Raw genomic sequence first — 18,607 nt, forward strand, 5'->3', positions numbered from 1 at the left:
CGACTTGGGTGGCACACCCGGACCCCGCCGCGTGGGCGTGGTTGGCGCGGGCGGCATCGCGAACGCGCACCTGCCGGCCTGGCTCCACCTGGGCGCCGAGGTGGTGGTGCACTCGCTCCACGGCGCCCCGGAGCTGGTCGTCCGCCACGGCGGCGGCCGGGTCGTCGACACGCTCGACGCGCTGCTCGCCGAGGTGGACGTCGTCGACGTCTGCACCCCGACCTACACCCACCCCGAGATCGTCCTCGCCGCCGCGGCCGCGGGGAAGCACGTGCTGTGCGAGAAGCCGCTCGCGCTCGACGCCGGGACCACCGAGTCGATGGTGAAGGCCTGCGCGGCCGCCGGGGTGCAGCTCTACCCCGGGCACGTCGTGCGCTACTTCGCCGAGTACGCCGCCCTGCAGCAGGCCGTGACGGCCGGGGCGATCGGCACGCCCGCCGTGCTGCGCTTCCACCGCTGCGGGGCCCGGCCCCGCGCCGGCTGGTTCGCCGACCCGGCGCTCTCGGGCGGCATCATCATGGACCAGATGATCCACGACCTCGACTTCGCCCGCTGGCTCGGCGGGGAGGTCGAGTCGGTGCACGCCCGCCTGTCCGACAGCGCGCCGGGCACCACGACCGGCGTGGTGTCCGCGCACGTCGTCGCCCGGCACCGCGGCGGCGCCCTCAGCAGCGTCACCGGCACCTGGGCCCGGCCGGGCACGCGGTTCCGCTACGGCTTCCACGCCGCGGGCACCGACGGGATGCTCTCCTACGACTCGGCCACCGACCTGTCGCTGCGCACCGACACCGGCGCCCCCGACGAGGGCGGCGAACGGCTGCTCCCCGACGTCTCGCTGGTGGAGAGCCCGTTCGTCACCGAGATCCGCGAGATCGCCGCCGCGTTCGCCGGCGGCCCGGCGCCGCGGGTGAGCGCCGACGACGGGCTGGCCGCGGTCCGGCTCGCCGCCGCCGCGAACGTCTCGCTCGCCACCGGGCGCCCCGCGAACATCGAGGAGGTCACGCCGTGAGGCCGCTGCGGATCGGTGTCCTGTCCCTGGCCCACCTGCACGCGGCGGGCTACCTCGCGCTGCTCTCCGGCCGGCCCGACGTCGAGGTCGCGGTCAGCGACCCCGACGCGGCCACCCGCCCGCCCGGGGAGTCCGGGGGCCGGGCGTTCGCGGAGCAGCTGGGCGTGGGCCGCTACTTCGACACCCACCAGGAGCTGCTCGACTGGGGGCCGGACGGCGTGATCGTCTGCTCCGAGAACTCGCGCCACCGCGAGCTCACCGAGCTGGCCGCCGCGGCGGGAGCGCACGTGCTGTGCGAGAAGCCGATGGCCACCACGGTGGCCGACGGCGAGGCCATGATCGCGGCATGCGCCGCGGCCGGGGTGCACCTCATGATCGCCTACCCGGTGCGGTTCTCCCGCCAGTTCCGCGCGCTGCAGGCCACCCTGCCCGCGCTGGGCCGGGTCGTCGCCGCCGCGGGCACGAACAACGGCCAGCTCCCCGGTGGCCGGTCGTGGTTCTCCGACGCCGAGCTCGCCGGCGGCGGCGCCGTCATGGACCACACCGTCCACCTCGCCGACCTGCTCGACTGCCTGCTCTCGGGCGCGGAGGCGGAGTCGGTGCACGCGGTGACCAACCGGATGATCCGCGGCGACGACGTCGAGGTGGAGACCGGCGGGCTCGTGTCGCTGAGCTACCCCGGCGGCATGATCGCGACCATCGACTGCAGCTGGTCGGTGCCGCAGCACTACCCCACGTGGGGCGGGCTGACCCTGCGGCTGTTCGGCGAGGACGGGATCGCGGACATGGACGCGTTCGCCCAGGCCGTCCACGGGTTCCGGGCGTCGACGCGCGGGCCGCTGCGGTTCGACTTCGGCGAGGGCGGCGACGGGCCGATGCTCGAGGAGTTCGTCTCGGCGATCCGGGACGGGCGGCGCCCGCAGCCGGACGGCGAGTCGGGCCTGCGCTCGCTGCGGGTCGTCGCGCGCGCGTACGAGTCCGCGCGTACGGGTGTGCCGGCGTGACCGATGTGCTCGGTGTGGGGGTTGTCGGGGCCGGCTTCCGCTCCGGCCTCGCCCTGGCCGCCGAGCGTCCCGGCACCTCGCGTGTCGTGGCGGTGGCCGACGTCGACGCCGAGGCGGCACGGCGGGCGGTGCGCGAGCGGCACCCCGACGCCGACGCGCACACCGACGCCCGCACCCTGCTGGACCGCGCCGACGTCGACGCCGTCCTGCTGATCACCCCCGACCACACCCACGCCGACCTCGCCTGCGCCGCGCTGCAGGCGGGCAAGGCCGTGTTCGTGGAGAAGCCGCTCGCGACCACCGTCGAGGACTGCGACCGGGTGCTGCGCACCGCGCGGGAGACGGGCAGCCGGCTCTACGTCGGCCACAACATGCGGCACATGCCCGTGGTGCGCACGATGCGGGAGATCGTCGCGCGCGGGGACATCGGCACCGTGCAGTCGGTGTGGGTGCGCCACTTCGTGGGCAACGGCGGCGACTTCTACTTCAAGGACTGGCACGCCGAGCGCCGCTGCACGACCTCGCTGCTGCTGCAGAAGGCCGCGCACGACTTCGACGTGGTGCACTGGCTCGCCGGCGCCTACACCGAGCGGGTCTCCGCGTTCGGCGCCCTGCGCGTCTACGGCGACGGGCACCGGCGCGCCCCCGGCACGCCGAAGACCGCGGGCTGGCTCGACCCGGACCGGCACTGGCCGCCCCGCAGCCAGCGCGACCTCAACCCGGTGATCGACGTCGAGGACCTGTCCCTGGTGAACCTGCAGCTGGGCGGGGGCGTGCTGGCCGCCTACCAGCAGTGCCACTTCACCCCGGACTACTGGCGCAACTACACGGTGATCGGCGACGAGGGGCGGCTGGAGAACGTCGGCGACGGCTCGGACGCGGTGGTCAAGGTGTGGAACCGGCGACGCTCGGGCCACGCACCCGACGCCGACATCGAGTACCGGCTGCCGCCGACCACGGAGGTCCATTCGGGCGCGGACCCGCTGCTCATGGCGGAGTTCCTGCGGTTCGCCCGCGACGGCGGCGCCACCGACACCTCCCCGGTGGCCGCCCGGATGAGCGTGGCCGCGGGCGTCCTGGCCACGGAGTCGCTGCGGGCGGCGGGGGAACCGCGGGAGATCCCGCCGCTGGACCCGGAGCTCGTCGCCTACTTCGAGCGGGGGCAATGCTAGTGTCCCCCGCCGGAAGTCCGCCGAATAATTCGGCGGCCCAGCTCCACGCTGCGCGCACCGGTCGACGAGCCGAGTACGCCCGGTACGAGGCTCGCCGCCCGGCACACGCAGCGAGAACCTGGATCCACCGACTTACCCAGCGAACTTCCGGCGGGGGACACTAGGAACCGATCCGGTGGCGGCGCTCGGCGTCGCGTGATCGGTCCGAGTCGCACGTCAGCGTCCTCGCGACCGCGCTGGTGTGCTTCTCGCAGGTCGACTCGCCGCGACGGATTCGTCGCTCTGCTGATCATCCCTCGGTCAGGCCGTGGAACGCCGCCGTGACCGCCTTCGCGGGGGAACTCATCGGTCGGGCGAGTTGCGGGTGCGCCGTTCTCCTGCTCGGGGCCGGGTTTTGCGGGTGAACGGAACACCAGGGCTTTTCGATCATGCTTGGCCAGCTCTGGTGTTCCCTTCACCCGCGAACGGGGATCCGGTGGGCCCGTTCGCGGGTGCGCCCTCCCGTGGGCGCGCCGTTCCCGGCTCGGGGCGAGCTGCCCCACCCCTCGCCCCGGCCTTCCGCGCGATCACTCCGGTGCCGAGCGGCATCCCGCCATGCGGAGGTGGCCGGGTTGGCACCACTACCGAGTTACGTGGTCGCTCGGGCGGCCGTCCCCGACCGGGCCCCGGCCGGTTCGGGACGAGAACGCCCCTGTCGGGTGCCACGCGACCGGCTGTGGTGCCGTTCCGGACCCCTTGCCACGGCCATGATCGCGAATACGGGATCTGACCTGCAGCCCGAGCGTGTTGCCGATCGTCAGGCTCCCACCCTGACGAACGGCACTCTCGTCGGTACCTAGCCGACGAAAGTGCCGTTCGTCATGCGAATCCCTCTTCCCGAAGCCCTGAATCAGCCGCCCACCGCGCGCGACCGGAGCCCATCGGCAACAGGCTCGTCGTGCAGCGCATGTCCCGATCCCGCCGATCATGAGGTGCGACGGCCCGCTGATCACCGGACTTGCAGGGGTAGTGGGTGCACCGGGACCACAGCAAGGTGTGTATGGGAACAGCGCTCAGGTCGATCTGATCATGGCCCGCCGGGCGCCTCTCAGGTCGACAACCCGAATCTCCCGCGCGGGTGGCGGGAGCGGACGCCCCGGTGCGGCCGCCGGAGCGCCTCCTCGACGAACCACCAGGCCTCCTCCCGCGTGTCGGCGAACCCGTGCGAGGACTTCCCGCCGTCCAGCACGACGGTCCAGCGGTACCGACCGGTGTGCTCGTTGAACGTCACCGACCCCCGCTGCTGCGACTCGATCATCGATCGCGCCCCTGCCTCGTCCGCAGCCTCACCCATCGCGAACCCGCCTCCCGGAAGCTCCGTGACCCAGAACACCATGCGGGCACTATATCGGACATCTGGGTATCGCGGGGTATGTATGGATAGCTACGGATACGTCTGGTTAGATCAAACTACCTCCGGTCGGGTACTCGCTCGAACATGTCCGGTGTGCCGGACCGTCTCCTGAACAGCAGCGAGCTTGCGGAACTGCTGCACGTCAACGTCAAGACGGTCCAACGATGGGTCAGGGCAGGCCGCATCCGGCCGACGATGACCACGCCCGGCGGCCAATACCGCTTCTCCCTGGACGACGTACGGGAGCAGCTGGGGCAGCCGAGAAGGCGCCCGGACGCCGACTGACCCGGGGCCTCCGCGACCGGGCGGATGCACGGGCGCCGCGGGTGAGATGAACACCATGGCGATCCGCGGGCGCTGCGATCGCCCTGACGTTCATCTCACCCGCAGTCCACGCGTCCCCGCGGTGCGCCGTCAGGGGTGGGAGTTGCGCGGGCGGGGCTGGCAGCGGGGGCAGGTGTAGGAGCTGCGGTTCATGAACGCGTCGCGCCGGATCGGGGTGCCGCAGCGCGGGCACGGCCGGTCGGCCTGGCCGTACACCGCGAGCGAGCGGTCGAAGTAGCCCGAGGCGCCGTTGACGTTGACGTACAACGCGTCGAACGAGGTGCCCCCCGCCACCAGCGCCTCCGCCATCACCTCGGTGGCCGCGTCGAGCACGGCGCGCCCCTGGGCCCGGGTCAGCTTCTCGGTGGGACGGGCGCCGTGCAGCCGGGCGCGCCAGAGCGCCTCGTCGGCGTAGATGTTGCCGATCCCGGAGACGACGGTCTGGTCGAGCAGGGCGCGCTTGAGCCCGGTGCGCCTGCGGCGGATGCCGGCGACGGCGGCGTCGGGTTCGAAGACCGGGTCCATCGGGTCCCGGGCGATGTGGGCCACGGGCGCGGGCAGCAGCCCGCCACCGACGGCCGGCACCAGCGGGTGCAGCGACAGCCCGCCGAACGTGCGCTGGTCGACGAACCGCAGCTCCGGCCCGCCGTCGGCGAACCGCACGCGGACGCGGAGGTGGGTCTCGTCGGGCCGGTCGGCGTCGGCGACGAGCATCTGTCCGCTCATGCCGAGGTGGGCGAGTACGGCGTCCTCACCCTCGGCGCCGCCGTCGAGGTCGAGCCAGAGGTACTTGCCGCGGCGACGGGCCGCGCTGATCCGGCGACCCGCCAGGCGCGCGGAGAAGTCCGCGGCCCCCTCGACGTGGCGCCGGACGGCCCGGGGGTGCGCGACGTCGACCCGCTCGATCGTGCGGTCGAGCACGTGGTCGGCGAGGCCCCGCCGGACGACCTCGACCTCGGGCAGCTCGGGCAACCTAGCGCCCCTCGGAGCCGCCTGCGGCCTCGGCCGTGAGGGTGCGCCACGCCAGCTCGGCCGCCTTCTGCTCGGCTTCCTTCTTGGTGCGCCCCACACCCGAGCCGAGGTCGCGGCCTGCGACGACCGCGGTGGCCGTGAACTCCTTGAGGTGGTCCGGTCCGTCCTCGGTGATCCGGTACTCGGGCACACCGAGGTCGGCGGAGGCGGTGAGCTCCTGCAGGCTGGTCTTCCAGTCCAGGCCGGCGCCGAGCAGCGGCGCGCCCTCCAGCAGCGAGTCGAACAGCCGGTGCACCAGCTCGCGGGCGGTGTCGAGACCGTGCTCGAGGTACACCGCGCCGATCAGCGCCTCGGTGGCGTCGGCGAGGATGCTCGCCTTCGTGCGGCCGCCGGTGAGCTCCTCGCCGCGGCCCAGGTAGAGGTGCGCGCCCAGCCCGTCGTCGCCGAGGGTGGTGGCCACCCCGGCGAGGGCGTGCATGTTGACGACGCTCGCGCGCAGCTTGGCCAGCTGCCCCTCGGGCAGCTCGGGGTGGTCCCGGTAGAGCCGCTCGGTGACGACGATGGACAGCACCGAGTCGCCCAGGAACTCGAGCCGCTCGTTCGTGGGCAGCCCACCGTTCTCGTAGGCGTACGAGCGGTGGGTGAGTGCGAGGGTGAGGAGATCGTCGGAGATCTTCACCCCGAGCGAGGCGAGGAGGGGCCCGCGATCGTCCACGGACCCCTGCGGCACGCGCTCTCCCATCCGTGCGGCGTGATCAGGCCGGGGTGACGACCGGACGGCCGTCGTAGGTGCCACAGGTCGGGCACGCCACGTGCGGGGGCTTGGTGGCCCGGCAGGCGCGGTTCGAGCAGGCGACGAGGGTGGGAGCAGCGGCCTTCCACTGCGCCCGGCGCGAGCGCGTGTTCGACCGCGACATCCGGCGCTTCGGAACAGCCACGTGAGATCTCCTAGCAGTGTGTGCGGGTCATTCGGCGGGCAACCGCTCACGGAGAGCGGCCCAGCGAGGATCCAGTGTCTCATGCCCGTGGTCGGGCCCGAGGTCGGCCCGCTTCTCCCCGCAGTCGGGGCACAGACCGGGGCAGTCGTCCCGGCAGAGCGGGGCCAGCGGCAGGGCGAGGACCACGGCGTCGCGCACGATCTGCTCGACGTCGACCATCTCGTCGACGACGCGCGACACCTCGTCCTCGTCGGTGGTCTCGTCGGTGACGCTGTCGGGGTAGGCGAACAGCTCCGACAGCGCGACGTCGATCTCGTCGGACAGCTCGTCGAGGCAGCGCGAGCACTCGCCGGACACCGGCGCGTGCGCGCGGCCCGAGACGTAGACGCCCTCGGTGACCGACTCCATCCGCACGTCGAGCTCGATGGGCGCACCGGGTGGAACCGCGATCGCGTCGACCCCGAGCGGGATCGGACCCGCCGGGGCGTCGATGCGGCGCGTGTAGGTGCGCATGTTCCCCGGACGCCTGCCGAGCTCACGGGTGGCGAAGACCCACGGGCTCGCCGGGTCGGGGTGACCGGGGGTGGGGCGGTGCGTGCTCACGGCTCCAGGGTAGGCCCGCCGCGCGCGGGCAGGTCGATCACGCCGGTGGTCGCGAGCACGGCGAGCAGGACGAGCCCCGCCAGCACGGCCCAGGCGACCGGGTGGCCGAGGTTGAGCGTCCACCCCATGCCGATGCGCTTGTGCACCAGCAGCGCCGGGTCGGCACGGTTGCCGTAGACGAGGCCGGCGAGGTACCAGTGGCGGTCGTCGTCGCGCTGCACGAGCCGGCGCTGCACGAGCCGCGACGGCGCGGTGCCGCCCGGCAACCGGTGCCCGGCCTCCCCCACCCGCACCGCGAACACCACCCAGGCCAGCCCCGCGACGGCGAGCGGCACCACCAGCGCCGCGGTGGCGAGCGGACCCGGCGCCGCGAGGCCCCAGAGCAGCGCGGCGACGACCGCGAGGCTCAGGTTCCCCAGCGCCGTGCTACCGAGCAGCAGCACGGCGAGGCCGCGCAGGTAGACCCGGTACCGCGCGGCGCTGCCGGCCGGGTCGGCGGCGTCGAGCTCCGGGCGGGCCCGCAGCGAGACGGCCACCAGGGCCGGCATCAGCACGGTCAGCACCGCCTGCTGGACGACGGGCGCGAAGGCCGCGCCGGCCGTGGTGGGCACGCGCACGTCCGGCAGCACCCCCGTGCCCCCGAGGGCGGGCAGCGTCGCGGGCAGCTCCGGGTAGCGCAGCACGCCGACCGCGGCCGTCGCCAGCAGCACGACGACGGCGGGGACGAGCACGGCCCAGGGCACCCGCACGGGGTCGGTCCGCAGCGAGGTGTCGGCGGTGACGCCCTGGCGCGTCCCGGCGTACCAGTCCCCCGCCCGCTTCGCCCTGCCGACGGCCCGGGAGGCGACCAGGAAGAACGCGAGGTCGGCCGCACCGAGCGCGGTGACGGCGCCCGCCCGCACCCCGGCCGGGGCCGCGAGCAGCGCGAGCACGACCACCACCACCGCACCGAGCGCGCCGGCCTCGTCGACCCAGCGCGCGTACCGGTGCCGCTCCCGGCGCAGGGCGGGCTCGTCGACGCGCGCGGGCGGCACGCGCACCCCGAAGGGCAACGTCGGGCGCGCGAGCGCGGGCAGCGCCCGGAACGCGACGGTGACGAGCGCGACGGCCACCAGGTCCGAGGCGAGGCTCACACCCGGTCCCCGGCCCGGAACGACGCGAGCACCCCGTCGCAGCGCTCGCGGACGCCCGCGGGTGCCACGCCGTGCACCACCGCCTCGGCGAGCAGCGTGCGCAGCCGCTGCTCCCAGTCCTCGACGAAGCCGGGCTCGGGTGGCCCGGACCCGGCGTCGCGGCGGACCACGGCGCCGCTCTTGCGGTTGATCCGGATCACCGACTGCTGCCGCAGCAGGTCGTAGGCCTTGTTGACGGTGTGGAAGTTGATACCGAGGTCGGCCGCCAGCTGCCGGGTGGACGGCAGCGGCGAGCCCTCCGCGAGCCCACCGTCGGCGATCGCCTCCACCACCTGGTCGCGGAGCTGGAGGTAGATCGGCACCTCGCTGTCGAGGTCCAGGGTCAGGTGCACGCGGACAGCATATCTGCTATACATCTACTAGAACAGCGAGACAGAGGAGGCAGGGATGGCGCGGATCGAGGAGCACGACACGGGCGTGGTGGTGCGGTTCGAGGGGTGGGAGCCGCTGTTCACCCTGCGGGCGCAGCTGGAGGTTCCGTTCGGCGCGATCCGGGAGGTCGAGGTCGTCGAGAACGGGCTGCGCGCCACGCGGGGTGGGCGCGCCGGGCTGCTCGTCACCGGGGTGCGCAAGATCGGCCGCTGGGGCATCGGGGTCGGGCTGCGGCAGCTCGTCAGCGTCCGGCGCGGCCAGCCGGCCCTGCGCCTGCGGCTCGACCGCGGCGTCACCGGCTACGACGAGGTGCTCGTCGGCCTGCCGGACGCGGCGGCGGTCGCGAGGGGCCTGCGCGCGGCGCGGCCCTGAGCTGCGCTCGCACACATCTCCACGGCCTCGCACACGCGCCCGGTCGCGTGTGCGGGGTAGGCATGGTCTGTGCGAGCACGCGGCGCAATCCGGTCGACCCCTGCCACGACCGCTCGTAGCGTCGCCGTCGTGATCTACGAGCATCCGCTGGCCTACGTGCTCGGCATCGAGGGGATCGCCCTGCTGCGGGGGTTCACCGGGGAGTACGACCGCGCATTCGTCGAGGCGCGCCTCGCCGAGGTGCGCAGGCTGCTCGACGACGAGTCGCTGGCGGGCGCGGGGGTGGAGGTCGACCGGGTCGGCACCGTCGAGGGCTACCGCATCTGGTCGCGCACCTACGGCGGCCCGAACGCGGCGTTCGACCTCGACGAACCGGTCGTCGGCGAGATCCTCGACGCGCTGCCCGCGGGCGTCGCGCTCGACGCCGCGTGCGGCACCGGGCGGTGGTCCGCGGCGCTGGCCGCGCGCGGGCACCGCGTCATCGGCGTCGACAGCTCGCCGGAGATGCTCGCCCGGGCCCGCGCCGAGGTGCCCGGGAGCGAGTTCCGGCTCGGCGAGCTGACCGGGTTGCCGCTCGACGACGACGCGGTGGACCTGGTGGTCTGCGCGCTCGCGTTGTCACACGTCCCCGACCTCCGCCCGGTGCTGGCCGAGTTCGCTCGCGTGCTGCGGCCCGGCGGGCACCTGGTGATCGCGGACATGCACCCGGAGGTCGTCGCCCGCGGCTCGAACCAGCCCGTGCGCGACGCCGAGGGCCGCCCGGGCCGCCTGGTGTCGCACCGCCACCTGGTCGGCGACTACCTGCGTGCCGCCCTCCCGGTGGGCTTGCAGGTGCGCCGCTGCGAGGAGCCGCGGATGCCCGTGCCGGATCCGGACCCGGACGCCCCTGCGCCCGCGGCGCCCGGCCCCTGGGAGGTCTGGCCGTGGGCGCTCAACGCGCTCGTGCCCGACGCGGCCCGCGCGGCGAGCGCCGGCGTGCCCGGCCTGCTCGTCTGGCACTTCCACCAGCGGTCGTGAGTGGATACGGGTGCTGGGGCACTCGTATCCACTCACGGCAGAGGTGAGTCAGCCGGTCTCTCGCATGTCGCCAGTAGCGGCCCACGGCTCCGGGTGGGAGGCCGCGCGACGGCTGGTAGCGGCCGTCCAGGCCGGCCCGGCGGGGTGGCGGGGACGCGGGGCGCGCCCGTGCGGCTGCTCCACGGGCTCGACCGGGTCGAGCACCGGGATGTCGCGGACCTGCGGCTCGTCCTCGGTGAGCGCCAACGCCTCGCCGTGGTGGCGCAGCCGCATCGGCGGGCCCGACACCAGCCGGTACTCCACCTCGTCGGGCCGGATCTCCACCCGAAGCTGCCGGCCCTGCCAGCGCAGCCCGAACGAGATCCGCGGCAGCGCGGCCGGCAGCCGCGGCGCGAACGCGATCCCCGCGTCGTCCATCTGCATGCCGCCGAAGCCCGCGACCACCGCGGTCCAGGTGCCGGCCATGGACGCGATGTGCACGCCGTGGTCGGAGTTGCCCGCCAGGTCGTCCAGGTCCACCAGCGCCGCTTCGGCCAGGTAGTCGTAGGCCAGCCCCAGGTGCCCGGTGCGCGCCGCCACCACGCTCTGGGTGCACGCCGACAGCGACGAGTCGCGCACCGTGAGCCCCTCGTAGTAGGCGAAGTTGCGGCGCATCTGCTCGAGGTCGAACGCGTCGGGGCGCAGCTGCATCGCCAGCACCAGGTCCGCCTGCTTGATCACCTGCTTGCGGTACAGGTCGAAGTACGGGACGTTCAGCAGCAGCGGGTACATGTGCGCCGGGGTCCCCGCGAAGTCCCACACCGCGTGCGAGGTGAAGCCCTCGGCCTGCGGGTGCACCCCGAGCACCTCGTCGAACGGGATGCGCATCGACTTCGCGGCGTCGCGCCAGCTGGCCATCTCCTCCGCGTCGACGCCCAGGCGGGCGGCGGCGCGGCCGTGCCGGGCCGCGACCTCGGCGGCGTAGCGCAGGTTCTGCTGCGCCATCAGGTTCGTGTAGACGTTGTTGTCCACGATCGCGGTGTACTCGTCGGGGCCGGTCACCCCGTCGATGCGGAACTCCCCCGACGAGTCGTGGTGACCCAAGGAACGCCACAACCGTGCCGTCGCGACCAGCAGCTCCAGACCCACCTCGCGCTCGAACACCTCGTCGCCGGTGGCCGCGACGTGCCGGCGCACCGCGTCGGCGATGTCGGCGTTGATGTGGAACGCCGCGGTCCCCGCGGGCCAGTACCCCGAACACTCCTGACCGCGGATCGTCCGCCACGGGAACGCCGCACCACCCAGCCCCAGCTGCTCGGCCCGCTCGTAGGCCTGCGGCAGGATCGACTGCCGCCAGCGCAGCGCGTCCGCGGCCGCGTGCGGGGCCAGGTGCGAGAGCACCGGCAGGCAGAACGTCTCGGTGTCCCAGAACGTGTGCCCGTCGTAGCCCTCGCCGGTCAGGCCCTTCGCCCCGATCGCCCGCCGCTCGGCCCGCGCGCCGGCCTGCAACACGTGGAAGGTCGCCAGCCGCACCGCCTGCTGCAGCTCCGCGTCCCCGTCGATCTCGACGTCCGCGGTCTCCCAGAACTCGTCCAGGTACTGACGCTGCTCGGCCACCAGCCCGTCCCAGCCCGTGTAGCGCGCCGCCGCCAGCGCCGCGCGGACCTGGTCGTGCAGCGCCGGCAGCGACCGGCGCGACGACCAGCCGTAGGCCAGGTACTTCACCAGCCGCAGCGGCTTGCCGGGTTCGAGGCGCGCGATCACGGTGGTGCGGCCGGTGTCCTCGGCCGCCTCCGAGGTCACCTCGGCGGTCTCCGGGCCGTGCACCTCGTGGTCCATCGCCGCGGCGACGTGCAGACCGGAGCGGCGGGTGCCGTGGATCAGGTACGCGCCCGCGCCGTGGCTGCCGTGCTGCTCGGCGACCAGCGGGTCGGTGAGCGCGGCCTCGACCCGCGGGTCGGCCTCGTCGCGGCCCGGCAGCTGCTCGTTGGCCACCAGCTCGGACTGCAGCACCACCAGCGCCGGCGCATCGACGACCTCGACCTCGTAGCAGATCGCCGCGATCGCGCGCTGGGTGAGCGACACCATGCGGGTGGAGCGCACGCGCACGACCCGGCCGGCGGGCGACTCCCACTCGACGTCGCGGGAGAGCGTGCCCGACCGCATGTCGAGCACGCGCTCGTGGCGGTGCAGCCGCCCGTAGCGCAGGTCGAACGGCTCGTCCTCCACCAGCAGCCGGATCAGCTTGCCGTTGGTGACGTTGATGATCGTCTGACCCGACTCGGGGTAGCCGTACCCGCCCTCGGCATACGGCAGCGGGCGCCGCTCGTAGAACGAGTTCAGGTACGTGCCGGGCATCGCGTGCGGCTCACCCTCGTCGAGGTTGCCGCGCAGCCCGATGTGCCCGTTGGACAGCGCGAACACCGACTCGACCTGGCCCATCCGGTCCAGGTCCAGCCGCGGCTCGCGCACCACCCAGGGCTCCACGGAGAACGCACGACCGGACGACATCAGACAACCTCCATGGATCGGGACGGTACGCATCGGGCCTCGGCGGCCACGACGGGCAGGGGTGTGCGCTCGGACCTGGGCCTCGCACGCTCCCACACCCGGATGGCGGCGTCGCCACGGGCCACCCGGACGAGCGTCGTGCCCGTCACCTGGTGGTTCCGGCGAGGACGCCTTGCACGAAGTGCCGCTGGAAGGCGAAGAACACCGCGAGCGGCACGATCATCGAGAGGAAGGCCCCGCTGGCCAACACATCGACGTTACCCCCGAACTGGCGCAGCTGGCTGCGCAGCGCCACCGTGATCGGCGCCGAGCTCTCGTCGGCGAACACGAGCCCGACGAGCAGGTCGTTCCACACCCACAGGAACTGGAAGACCGCCAGCGACGCGACGGCGGGCAGCGAGATCGGCAGCACCAGGCGCCAGAAGATGCGCAGCTCCCGCCCGCCGTCCATCCGGGCCGCCTCGAGCAGGTCGCGCGGGATTCCCGCGAAGAAGTTGCGCAGCAGGAAGACCGCGAACGGCAGGCCGAACGCGACGTGGAACAGCACCACGCCGGGCACGGACCCGTAGAGCCCGATGCCGCCCAGCAGCCGCGCCACCGGGATGAGCGCCACCTGGACCGGCACCACCAGGAGGGCGACCACGCCGATCAGCACCCAGTCGCGGCCCGGGAACTCGATCCAGGCCAGCGCGTAGGCCGCGAGCGCCCCGATGGCGACCACGAGCACCGTGGACGGCACCGCGATCAGCACGGTGTTCCACAGCGAGCCCAGCACGACGCCGTCCGACAGCAGCGCGGCGTAGTTGGCCAGGGTGAGCTGCGCGGGCGCGGTGAACACCGTCCACCACCCGCTGCGCGCACCGTCCTCCCCGGGGCGCAGCGAGGCCACCAGCAGCCCCAGCACCGGCAGCAGCCAGAAGACGGCCACCGCGGTCAGCACGATCCGCACCACCGGGCCGCCCATGCGCGCGACCAGCCGCGCGGCGAGCGGGCGGCGGGGCACCGGGTCACCGTCGCCGGGGCCGCCGCCGGGATCATCGGGTGGATCGGCGGCAGGCGCACCCCGCGCCGCCGCGCCGAGCACCGAGGTCATCCCTGGTCCCCCCTGAACCGCCGGATGTTGAACACCATGGCCGGTACCACGAGCAGGAACAGCAGCACGGCGAGCGCGCTGCCGAGCCCCTGGTCGCCGCCACCGGCCCCGAACGAGACCTGCCACATCTGCAGCGCCAGCACGTTCGCCTCCTCCTGCACCGACCCGGGCGCGGTGACGAAGACGAGGTCGAACACCTTCAACACGTTGATCACCAGGGTCACGACCACGACCAGCAGAACGGGCGAGAGCAGCGGCACCGTCACGCGGCGGAACACCTGCCACTCGGTGGCCCCGTCCACCCGCGCCGCTTCGAGGGCGTCGCGGGGGATGGACGCGAGGCCGGCCGCGATCAACGTCATCGCGAACCCGGACATGATCCACAGCCATGCCGAGATCACCACGGGCGTGACCAGGACCGGCCCCAGCCAGGTCAGCCCGCGGAACGGCTCGGCGAAGCTCGCTCCCGGCAGCCGGACCGCGTAGGTGCCCGCGGCGAGGTCGGGCACCGTGAACCGGCCGTCGTCACCGGTGGTCGCGGTGGCCACGACCCGGTCCCCGGCGACGACCTCGACCGCGACGCCCGGCACGCCACGCTCCCCCTCGTCGACCAGCCCGGTCCGGTCCGGCCCGCTGCCGACGTCGAGCCACACCAGGCCGCGCAGGCCCGGACCGGGTTCGGGGACGGCCGCCGCCGCGGCCGTCGGCGGCAGGTCGGCGGGGTCGTAGCCGGTGAGCGGCAGCGCGAGCGCGTCCTGCGCCGCGACCGGGGCGGACGTGACGAGCGCACCGTCGGGAGCGACGACGAGGCCGCCGCCGTCGCGGGGCCGGGCCCCCGGGTAGGGCGCCGACGCGGTGAACGCGTCGTGCACGGCGACGACCACCGCGTTGGCCAGGCCGCTGTCCGGGTCCTCGTCGTAGACCAGGCGGAAGATGATCCCGGAGGCGACCAGGGAGATCGCCAGCGGCATGAACATCACCAGCCGGAACGCGGCGGCCCACCGGACCCGCTCGGTCAGGACCGCGAGGACCAGCCCGATCCCGGTCACCAGGGTCGGCGCCACCAGCACCCAGATCGCGCTGTTGCGCATCGCCACGAGCGTCCGGTCGTCGGTGAAGGCGGTGCGGTAGTTGTCGAGCCCGACGAACCGCGTGCCGGGCGCGTCGAAGAGGCTGCGCACCACCGAATAGACCGCCGGGTAGACGAGGAAGACGGCCATCAGCGCCACCGCGGGCGCGAGGAACGCCCACGCCATCCACCGCCCGCCGCGGGCCGGGGTGCCCGCGCGGCGCGTCACCGTCCACCACCGTCGTACGCGGCGGCGGCCTCGGCCTCGAGGTCGGCGAGGATCCGGTCGATGCGCGACGGGTCGGCGAGGTAGTCCTGCATCGCCCGCCAGAACCCGTCGCCGCGGATGCCGCCCAGGGCGGTGGGCATCAGGTCGGACATGTCGAACCGCACGTTCTCGGCGTTCACCAGCTCGTCGGCGATCTGCCGGGTGGTGTCGTCGGGGTAGTCGCCCAGCTCGACCTGCCGGTTCGGGGAGACGAACCCGCCGTGCTGCGCCCAGATCGACGCGGCCTCCGACGAGGCCAGGAAGCGCATCAGCTCGGCGGTGCCCGGCTCGTCGGTCAGCGCGACCAGTGTGTCGCCGCCGCTGACGACGGAACGGACGGGGCCGATCCGGGGGAACGGGAAGACGCGTGCGTCGCGCCCCACGGTCGCCGAGGTGCTCTCCGCGATCGCCCCGGCCACGAAGTCCGCCTCGTAGACGATCGAGGCCTGCGGATCGGCGCCGAAGACGTCCACGACCGACTCGGTGAACTCGGTGTGCAGGGCACCGGAGACGCCGCCGGGCAGGTACTCGGGGCGGAAGGCCTGGCCGAGCGTCTCCAGCGCGGTGCGCACCGACGGGTGCGTCCACGGGATCTCGTGGTCGGCGAGGCGGTCGTACATCTGTCCGCCGGCCGTCTGGAGGTAGACGTTCTCGAACCAGTCGGTGAGGACCCAGCCGTCGGCGCCGCCGACCGAGAGCGGGGTGTCGCCGGTGTCGGAGAGCTTGCGCAGCGTCTCGGTGAACGCGTCCCACGTGCGTGGCGGGGTGAAGCCGGGGCCGAGCTGCTCCGCGTCGTACCAGACCGTGGACTTGTTCGCCGCCTTGAACACGAGCCCGAACAGCTCGCCGTCCACCGTGCCGAGCCCCTTCCAGACCGGCGCGAACTGCGCGTCGATCACGGACTCGGTGGCGGCGTCGAGCGGGACCAGGGACCCGGCCCGCGCCAGTGTGCGCACGAGCGCGGGCTGGGAGATCCCCGCGACGTCGGGCGGGGAGCCGCCCGCCAGCCGGGTGGCGAGCAGGGTGGGCACCTCGTCGCCACCCGAGACGTAGGTGACGGTGGTCCCGGTCCGGCGCTCGAACACCTCCAGCACCCGCTCGAACGCCGCCTGCTCCTCGTCGGACCAGACCGCGAGGACCTCGATGCTCCGCCCGGACAGCCCCGGTCCCCCGCGCCCCGCCTCCGGGTTCGCGCACCCCGCCACCACGACCACCACCGCGACCAGCACCGGGAGGCACCTGCGCAACGCTCCGCTCCGCATCGGCGTCAGGCCCGGATCGAGCGGCCGGTGTCGAGGTCGAAGAAGTGCAGGCCCTCGGTGTCGACGCGCACCGTCACGGGCTGGCCCTCGAACACGCGCGTGCGCGGGCTGAACCGCCCGACCAGGACGCTGCCGCTCCCGGCCGCCCGCACGCGCCCCGACTCGCGTTCGAGGTTCACCCGGTCCTCGGTGCGCACCGGCGCGGCGTCGACCGGGAAGTGCACCATCACGTCGGCGCCCATCGCCTCGACCAGGTCGGCGACCGACTCGAGCGTGCCGCCGTGGACGGCGCCGACGAGCCCCGCGTCCTGCATGTCCTCGGGCCGGATGCCGACGGCGAGGCGGCGCCCGTCGTAGCGCGTCAGCCCCGGCCGCGCCCGCAGCACGCTCTCGGGCACCGCCAGCCGGTGCTCGCCGAAGGACACCGACGCCTGCCCGTCGGCGTCGAACGCGAGGTCCGCCGCGATCATGTTCATGCCCGGGGAACCGATGAAGCCCGCGACGAACATGTTGACGGGCTGGTCGTACAGCTCCTGCGGCGAGGCGATCTGCTGCAGCACGCCGCCGCGCACGACCGCGACGCGGTCCCCCAGCGTCATGGCCTCGGTCTGGTCGTGCGTGACGTAGACCGTGGTGACGCCGAGGTCACGCTGGATCCGTGCGATCTGGGCGCGCATCTGCACGCGCAGCGTCGCGTCGAGGTTCGACAGCGGCTCGTCCATGAGGAACGCGCGCGGCTCGCGCACGATCGCCCGGCCCATGGCGACGCGCTGGCGCTGGCCGCCCGAGAGGTGGCGCGGCTTGCGCTTCAGGTGGGGCCCGAGCTCCAGCACGTCGGCGACCTCGCGCACCCGGCGCTCGACCTGCGCGCGCGGCGTCTTGCGCAGCGTCAGCCCGAACGCGATGTTGTCGTACACCGTGAGGTGCGGGTAGAGCGCGTAGGACTGGAACACCATCGCCACGTCCCGGTCCCGCGAGGGCACCGCGTTGACCACCCGTCCCCCGATCCGCACCTCGCCCTCGGTGATCTCCTCCAGCCCGGCGACCATCCGCAGCGCCGTGGTCTTGCCGCATCCCGAGGGCCCGACCAGCACGAGCAGCTCGCCGTCCATGACGTCGATGCTCAGGTCGGTGACGGCGCGCGTGCCGTCGGCGTAGACCTTGCCGACGCGGTCCAACTCGATCCCCGCCACGATGCTCCCGTCGACGTCGCCGAGCGGCCCCCCGAACGCCGAATCGTAGGGACGCGCGCCCGAAGGCGACCTTAAGGAGCCGCCAGATCCCGATGAAGGTCGGGATCGCAGCGGAGGGCGGTTCCCGAACGGGTCACCCGGCATCTACGGTTCCGACCATGGCGCTGGTGCTACTGGTCGAGGACGACCACGCCGTGCGGACGGCGATGACGGGGGCGCTGCGCGAGGCCGGGTACGTCGTCCAGCCGGTCGGCAGCGCCCTGGACGCCTTGCGCACCGTCACCGACGACCACGTCGACCTCGTGGTGCTCGACCTCGGGCTGCCCGACCTCGACGGGTTCGAGGCCCTGCGGTTGCTCCGCGGCGTCAGCACGGTCCCGGTGATCATCGCCACGGCCCGCACCGACGAGCCGACGATCGTGCGGCTGCTCAACGCGGGCGCCGACGACTACGTCACCAAGCCGTTCTCCAGCGACCACCTCGCCGCCCGCGTCGGCGCGGTCCTGCGGCGGTCCGCGGCGCCGGAGCCGGCGGACGACGGGCGGATCGAGGTCGGCGACCTGGTGGTGGACCCCGCCACCCGGGAGGCCCGCATCGGCGCCACCCCCCTCACGCTCACCCGCCGCGAGTTCGACCTGCTCGCCTACCTCGCGGCGCGCAGCGGGAAGGTCGTGTCCAAGTCGGAGCTGTGCCGCGAGGTCTGGCGCCAGCCCAACCTGCACCTCGACCAGACGATCGACGTGCACCTGTCGTGGCTGCGCCGCAAGCTCGGCGAGACCGCGGCCGAGCCGAGGTTCCTGCACACCGTGCGCGGCGTCGGCATCAAGCTCGTCGACCCCTGCGGAACGTCCGCACCCGCCTGA

At 73.7% G+C, this 18,607-nt stretch carries 19 protein-coding genes; 7 read left to right on the forward strand and 12 right to left on the reverse strand.

The features are described 5' to 3' along the window. The first annotated feature begins 4 nt into the window (after positions 1 to 4). From FB558_RS06465 to FB558_RS44355, 3 genes are read left to right on the forward strand one after another with little or no spacing between them, the layout of a single operon-like run. Positions 5 to 1,009, forward strand: coding sequence for a Gfo/Idh/MocA family protein (locus FB558_RS06465; protein ID WP_211366135.1), 1,005 nt, complete (start codon positions 5 to 7; stop codon positions 1,007 to 1,009). Next, positions 1,006 to 2,013: a Gfo/Idh/MocA family protein gene (locus FB558_RS44350; protein WP_246106275.1), complete on the forward strand. Its 1,008-nt coding sequence runs from the start codon at positions 1,006 to 1,008 to the stop codon at positions 2,011 to 2,013. Before FB558_RS06465 ends, FB558_RS44350 begins: the two co-directional genes overlap by 4 nt. Further along, positions 2,010 to 3,185: a Gfo/Idh/MocA family protein gene (locus tag FB558_RS44355; RefSeq protein ID WP_142049061.1), complete on the forward strand. Its 1,176-nt coding sequence runs from the start codon at positions 2,010 to 2,012 to the stop codon at positions 3,183 to 3,185. The genes FB558_RS44350 and FB558_RS44355 overlap by 4 nt, the downstream gene beginning before the upstream one ends. Positions 3,186 to 4,272: 1,087 nt before the next feature. On the opposite strand, the gene FB558_RS06480 is transcribed toward FB558_RS44355, so the two are convergent. Continuing rightward, positions 4,273 to 4,560 carry a hypothetical protein gene (locus FB558_RS06480; RefSeq protein ID WP_142049063.1) on the reverse strand — a complete coding sequence of 96 codons (288 nt, stop codon included), beginning with the start codon at positions 4,558 to 4,560 and terminating at the stop codon, positions 4,273 to 4,275. A gap of 111 nt (positions 4,561 to 4,671) precedes the next feature. Here FB558_RS06480 and FB558_RS06485 point away from each other — a divergent pair, with 111 nt between their 5' ends. Next, positions 4,672 to 4,863 carry a helix-turn-helix domain-containing protein gene (locus tag FB558_RS06485; RefSeq protein ID WP_246106276.1) on the forward strand — a complete coding sequence of 64 codons (192 nt, stop codon included), beginning with the start codon at positions 4,672 to 4,674 and terminating at the stop codon, positions 4,861 to 4,863. A 129-nt stretch (positions 4,864 to 4,992) separates the two neighbouring features. Here the strand turns inward: FB558_RS06485 and mutM are convergent, their stop codons facing one another. From mutM to FB558_RS06515, 6 genes are read right to left on the reverse strand one after another with little or no spacing between them, the layout of a single operon-like run. Further along, positions 4,993 to 5,874 carry a bifunctional DNA-formamidopyrimidine glycosylase/DNA-(apurinic or apyrimidinic site) lyase gene (gene mutM, locus FB558_RS06490; RefSeq protein ID WP_142049067.1) on the reverse strand — a complete coding sequence of 294 codons (882 nt, stop codon included), beginning with the start codon at positions 5,872 to 5,874 and terminating at the stop codon, positions 4,993 to 4,995. A gap of 1 nt (position 5,875) precedes the next feature. Then, entirely contained in the window at positions 5,876 to 6,616 is a 741-nt protein-coding gene (rnc, locus tag FB558_RS06495; protein ID WP_142049069.1) for a ribonuclease III, read from the reverse strand. Between the two features lie 13 nt (positions 6,617 to 6,629). Continuing rightward, entirely contained in the window at positions 6,630 to 6,812 is a 183-nt protein-coding gene (gene rpmF / locus FB558_RS06500; RefSeq protein WP_142049071.1) for a 50S ribosomal protein L32, read from the reverse strand. A gap of 27 nt (positions 6,813 to 6,839) precedes the next feature. Next, complete coding sequence (locus tag FB558_RS06505) at positions 6,840 to 7,415, reverse strand: YceD family protein (protein WP_425467973.1); 576 nt, start codon at positions 7,413 to 7,415, stop codon at positions 6,840 to 6,842. Then, a complete protein-coding gene (locus FB558_RS06510; RefSeq protein WP_142049073.1) occupies positions 7,412 to 8,548 on the reverse strand; it encodes a DUF1648 domain-containing protein in 1,137 nt (378 codons plus the stop codon). Before FB558_RS06510 ends, FB558_RS06505 begins: the two co-directional genes overlap by 4 nt. Continuing rightward, on the reverse strand, positions 8,545 to 8,940 hold the full coding sequence (locus FB558_RS06515; protein WP_142049075.1) for a GntR family transcriptional regulator: 396 nt from the start codon (positions 8,938 to 8,940) through the stop codon (positions 8,545 to 8,547). The genes FB558_RS06510 and FB558_RS06515 overlap by 4 nt, the downstream gene beginning before the upstream one ends. A gap of 55 nt (positions 8,941 to 8,995) precedes the next feature. Here FB558_RS06515 and FB558_RS06520 point away from each other — a divergent pair, with 55 nt between their 5' ends. Together FB558_RS06520 and FB558_RS06525 are read left to right on the forward strand one after the other, a co-directional pair. Continuing rightward, positions 8,996 to 9,352, forward strand: a complete 357-nt coding sequence (locus FB558_RS06520; protein ID WP_142049077.1) for a hypothetical protein — start codon at positions 8,996 to 8,998, stop codon at positions 9,350 to 9,352. 129 nt (positions 9,353 to 9,481) lie between these two features. Further along, a complete protein-coding gene (locus FB558_RS06525; RefSeq protein WP_142049079.1) occupies positions 9,482 to 10,369 on the forward strand; it encodes a class I SAM-dependent methyltransferase in 888 nt (295 codons plus the stop codon). 48 nt (positions 10,370 to 10,417) lie between these two features. Here FB558_RS06525 and FB558_RS06530 read toward each other — a convergent pair whose 3' ends face one another. The 5 genes from FB558_RS06530 to FB558_RS06550 all read right to left on the reverse strand — a co-directional run bounded on the left by FB558_RS06530 (position 10,418) and on the right by FB558_RS06550 (position 17,744). Then, the gene (locus FB558_RS06530; protein ID WP_142049081.1) at positions 10,418 to 12,859 is read right to left on the reverse strand and encodes a glycoside hydrolase family 65 protein; all 2,442 of its coding nucleotides are present in this window, start codon (positions 12,857 to 12,859) and stop codon (positions 10,418 to 10,420) included. Positions 12,860 to 13,004: 145 nt separating this feature from the next. Next, on the reverse strand, positions 13,005 to 13,952 hold the full coding sequence (locus tag FB558_RS06535) for a carbohydrate ABC transporter permease (protein ID WP_142049083.1): 948 nt from the start codon (positions 13,950 to 13,952) through the stop codon (positions 13,005 to 13,007). Continuing rightward, positions 13,949 to 15,250: an ABC transporter permease gene (locus FB558_RS06540; RefSeq protein WP_246106277.1), complete on the reverse strand. Its 1,302-nt coding sequence runs from the start codon at positions 15,248 to 15,250 to the stop codon at positions 13,949 to 13,951. Before FB558_RS06540 ends, FB558_RS06535 begins: the two co-directional genes overlap by 4 nt. Further along, positions 15,247 to 16,518, reverse strand: coding sequence for an ABC transporter substrate-binding protein (locus tag FB558_RS06545; protein WP_211366139.1), 1,272 nt, complete (start codon positions 16,516 to 16,518; stop codon positions 15,247 to 15,249). The genes FB558_RS06540 and FB558_RS06545 overlap by 4 nt, the downstream gene beginning before the upstream one ends. 38 nt (positions 16,519 to 16,556) lie before the next feature. Then, complete coding sequence (locus FB558_RS06550) at positions 16,557 to 17,744, reverse strand: ABC transporter ATP-binding protein (protein ID WP_170231204.1); 1,188 nt, start codon at positions 17,742 to 17,744, stop codon at positions 16,557 to 16,559. A gap of 158 nt (positions 17,745 to 17,902) precedes the next feature. Here FB558_RS06550 and FB558_RS06555 point away from each other — a divergent pair, with 158 nt between their 5' ends. After that, positions 17,903 to 18,607, forward strand: coding sequence for a response regulator transcription factor (locus tag FB558_RS06555; protein WP_142049089.1), 705 nt, complete (start codon positions 17,903 to 17,905; stop codon positions 18,605 to 18,607).

Source organism: Pseudonocardia kunmingensis, assembly GCF_006716445.1.
GTDB lineage: Bacteria > Actinomycetota > Actinomycetes > Mycobacteriales > Pseudonocardiaceae > Pseudonocardia > Pseudonocardia kunmingensis.

Coding starts and splice junctions, on each gene's coding strand:
- FB558_RS06520 (WP_142049077.1), top strand. CDS start 8,996: ATGGCGCGGATCGAGGAGCACGACACGGGCGTGGTGGTGCGGTTCGAG.
- FB558_RS06480 (WP_142049063.1), bottom strand. CDS start 4,560: ATGGTGTTCTGGGTCACGGAGCTTCCGGGAGGCGGGTTCGCGATGGGT.
- FB558_RS06535 (WP_142049083.1), bottom strand. CDS start 13,952: ATGACCTCGGTGCTCGGCGCGGCGGCGCGGGGTGCGCCTGCCGCCGAT.
- rnc (WP_142049069.1), bottom strand. CDS start 6,616: ATGGGAGAGCGCGTGCCGCAGGGGTCCGTGGACGATCGCGGGCCCCTC.
- FB558_RS06530 (WP_142049081.1), bottom strand. CDS start 12,859: ATGTCGTCCGGTCGTGCGTTCTCCGTGGAGCCCTGGGTGGTGCGCGAG.
- FB558_RS06555 (WP_142049089.1), top strand. CDS start 17,903: ATGGCGCTGGTGCTACTGGTCGAGGACGACCACGCCGTGCGGACGGCG.